Here is a 2,643-nt window from a genome sequence, read left to right on the forward strand (position 1 = left end):
CGGAGACGCCCGACGCGATCTCGAGCGCGTCGCGTCGGGCATCGGCTTGGGGCTCATGATCGTGATCTGGCCGGCCGTCTGGAACGAGTTTTCGTCCGGTGTGGTCGTCGACCTGCTTGGCGCACCAGTGCTGATCGCGCCGGTGGCGCTGCTCCGCTGGTCGGTTGACCGTATCGTCTCCCGCGTCAGGCCAGCGGCGCTGCGGCCGGGCCGGGCGCTGCTGGTCGGTTCGCCCACGGAGAACGCACAGTTCAGTGGTCTGCTTCCCTCGGGGGATGCGCTGCCGTTCCGGACGGTCGCGACCCTGGATCCGGCAATCGCGCGCTCTGATGCCGAAGGGCGAAAGGATGCCTACGGCCTGAACGAACTGCCGGAAGCAATCGCGCACTGGAACGTGGACACGATCGTGCTGTGCGGCCGTCTCGAGGATCACCTGCTGACGCACCTGATGTGCTTCGCCGATGCCGGTGGCTGCCGTGTCCTCGCGCCATCGCGCGCCTTCACGCTCACGCATCTGACGCCATCGGTTCACTGGCAGGGTGGCGTGCCCATGATCCAGCTCACGCGCCCCGGCCTCTATGGGCGCGACCTCGTGCTCAAGCGTCTGCTCGACCTCATCGTGGGCAGCGTCATGCTCGCGTTCGCGATGCTAATCATCATCCCGGTTGGATTCGCGGTGGGCATGACCTCGCCCGGTCCGGTGATCTTCCGTCAACGGCGCGTGGGCTACGCTGGCCGCACATTTACGATCTACAAGTTCCGCACGATGTACGTCGACGCCGAGGAGCGCGCCGCCAGCCTGGCGGCGGGCAGCCTCTACGCCGACGGGAAGCTGTTCAAGATGGACTCGGACCCGCGCATCACGCCCCTTGGTCGCTGGCTGCGCAAGTTGAGCATCGACGAGTTGCCGCAGTTGTTCAACGTGCTCGCCGGCGAGATGTCGCTGGTCGGTCCGCGACCGCCGCTGCCGCGAGAAGTGGACTTGTACAACGATGAAGAGTTCATTCGCTTCGGTATGCGGCCCGGCATCACCGGACCGTGGCAGGTGAGCGGCCGGAATCGTATCACGACGTTCAACGAAGTGCTCCGCATCGAATCGGCGTACTTCGCGCAGTGGACACTCTGGCGCGACTTCTGGATTCTCGCGAAGACCATCCCGGCGGTGCTGCGGATGGATGGCGCGCAATAGTGGCGGAAGCAGTCGGATGTCCGTCCAGCGCTCGGTCGATGTGAGCGGTGACAGGCGCTCGTAGAGCGCACAGCTCACATGGCGTGCCTGGCAGTCCGGTTTGCATAGTGGCATTGTCGCTGTGCGAACGCGCAGGCTGCCGCGGTGCCGCTACGATTCGAAGATCGCATTCCACTGGACTCTCAACGTGAACACTGATAGCAGGATCTTGATCGTCGGGGCCGGCCCGACGGGCCTTGGTGCGGCCTATCGCCTCAAGCAGCTGGGTCATACCAACTTCGTCGTCGTCGAAGCGGGCGCCTCGCCCGGCGGGCTGGCGAGCAGCTTCGTCGACGACAACGGCTTCACGTGGGACATCGGTGGTCACGTGCAGTTCTCGCACTACGACTACTTCGACAAGGCCATGGTCGATGCGTTGGGTGCCGACGGCTGGCTGCACCACGAACGCGAATCCTGGGTCTGGATCGCCAATCGCTTCGTCCCGTATCCGTTCCAGAACAACATCCGTTACCTGCCGGAGGAACTCACGGCGAAGGCGTTGCGTGGACTCGCCAAGAGGCCACCCGTCACGCAGGATCCCACGCGCGATTTCGGGACCTGGATCGACCAGATGATGGGTGCCGGGCTAAAGGAAATCTTCATGGCTCCGTACAACTACAAGGTATGGGCGTATCCGGTCGAAATGCTCGGCTCGACCTGGCTCGGCGAGCGCGTGGCGACCGTCGATCTGGCACGGGTCGCCGAAAACATCGTGATGCAGCGCGACGACCTGAGTTGGGGACCGAATAACACCTTCCAGTTCCCCAAGTTTGGTGGGACGGGTGCGATCTGGACTGCCATCGCCGCACGTGTCGGTGCCGAACACGTTCGGTGCAACACGCGCATTGCCTCGATCGACTGGCAGCGAAAGGTCGCCACGACTGCCGATGGCGATCGCCTGGTGTACGACCTCATCCTCTCCACAATTCCGGTTGATGCGCTCGGAGCAATGCTCGTTCCTGCGGTGCCGGAGATCATCGATGCGTCGCGTCAGCTGCTCCACTCGAGTTCGCACATCATCGGGATCGGCCTCACGGGTGAGATGCCCGAGAAGCTGGCGAAGAAGTGCTGGATGTACTTTCCCGAGGACAACTGCCCATTTTACCGCGTCACGGTGTTCTCGCATTACTCGCCCAACAACGTGCCCGAGCCGGGATCGGGGAAGTACTGGTCGTTGATGACCGAGACGAGCGAGTCCACGCACAAGCCTGTACGGCGGGAGACGCTGGTGGATGACACGATTCAGGGCCTGCTGAACACGGGATTGATCACCGACCGGAGTCAGGTCGCCAGCACGTGGTCGTACGTCGCGGAGTATGGATATCCCACGCCCTCCTTGCATCGCGATGAGCACCTGAAGCGCATCGCGGCCGGCCTGCGGCAGACCGGTGTCAAGTCGCGCGGCCGTTTCGGCG

At 63.8% G+C, this 2,643-nt stretch carries 2 protein-coding genes; both read left to right on the forward strand.

Annotated elements, in window-relative coordinates:
- Window positions 1–1,189, forward strand: a 1,189-nt coding sequence (locus RMO04_RS06515) for an exopolysaccharide biosynthesis polyprenyl glycosylphosphotransferase (RefSeq protein ID WP_309643976.1), incomplete at its 5' end; no start/stop codon positions are given.
- 208 nt (window positions 1,190–1,397) lie between these two features.
- The coding region (locus RMO04_RS06520; RefSeq protein ID WP_309643977.1) for an FAD-dependent oxidoreductase at window positions 1,398–2,643 on the forward strand (1,246 nt) is incomplete at its 3' end.

Origin of the sequence: Phenylobacterium sp. (genome assembly GCF_031412415.1) — a bacterium.
In the GTDB taxonomy this organism is placed as follows: Bacteria; Pseudomonadota; Alphaproteobacteria; order Caulobacterales; family Caulobacteraceae; genus Phenylobacterium.